Consider the following 1200-nt stretch of genomic DNA (forward strand, 5'->3'; position numbering starts at 1 on the left):
CCGCCGAGGTCGAAGAAGCTGTCGACGACGCTGACGGTGTCCAGGCTCAACACCCGCGCCCAGATCTCCGCGAGCCGCTCCTCCAGATCGGTACGCGGCGCCACGTGCGCCCGCTCGACCACGGTCACCGACGCGGCCAGAGCCGCACGGTCGACCTTGCCGTTGGCGTTGAGCGGGATCGCCTCGACCGCGGTCAGGTCCGACGGAATCATGTACTCCGGCAACCGGCGGGCACACTCCCGCCGCACCCGCTCGACCAGACCGGCATCCGGCCCCTCCGGCAGGTAGAAGGCCAGCAACCGCGCCTCCCCCACCACACTGGTGTGCACCATCGCCACCGCGTCCCGCACACCGGCCACCCCGGCGATCACCGACTCGATCTCACCCAACTCGATCCGGTAACCACGCACCTTCACCTGGTCGTCGACACGACCGACGAACTCCACCGCCCCGTCCGACAACCGGCGGGTCAGATCCCCCGTCCGATACAGCCGCGACCCCACCGGCCCGAACGGATCCGGCACGAACCGCCCCGCCGTCAACTCCGGCTGACCCACATAACCACGCGCCACACCGACCCCACCGACATACAACTCACCGGTCACACCCACCGGAACCGGCTGCATCGCCGCGTCCAGCACATACATCCGCATACCAGGCAACGCCCGACCGATCGGCACCACCGGCAGCGTCTGCTCCACCCGCACCGGGAAGACACACGTACCCACCGTCGCCTCGGTCGGCCCGTACTCGTTGACCAGATTCCCCGGACCCAGCAGACCCAGCCACCGGTTCGCCAACGCCGCCGGCAACGCCTCACCCGCGACCACCACCACCGGCGCCAACGCCGACAACTGCGCATCGCTCAACTGCCGACCCAAAATCTCCAGATGACCCGGCGTCAACTTCAGAAAACTGAACGGACCCGCCGCCGCCAGAGTCGCCCCCAACTCCGCCAGATCAACATCCTGGTCGACCATGAACACCCGCTGCCCCGCCACCAACGGCGCCCACAGGTTCGGCACCTGCAAATCGAACGCCACCGACGAGAACACCGACGACCCACCAACGCCACGACCCGCCAACACCGACGCCGCCCACCGCACATGGTTCGCCAACCCCCGATGCGTGACCTGCACACCCTTCGGCCGACCCGTCGACCCCGACGTGAAGATCACATACGCCAGATCGTCCAGATCC

Annotated in this window: 1 protein-coding gene; it reads right to left on the bottom strand. The window is 68.1% G+C overall.

Annotation, left to right across the window (positions count from 1 at the left end; all coding sequences use genetic code 11):
* On the bottom strand, nucleotides 1-1178 hold a 1178-nt coding region (locus ACGF5G_RS35745; RefSeq protein ID WP_393271328.1), incomplete at its 3' end, for an AMP-binding protein.
* Between the last annotated feature and the right edge of the window lie 22 nt (nucleotides 1179-1200).

The organism is Micromonospora sp. NPDC047730, from assembly GCF_043204765.1.
Lineage (GTDB): Bacteria > Actinomycetota > Actinomycetes > Mycobacteriales > Micromonosporaceae > Micromonospora.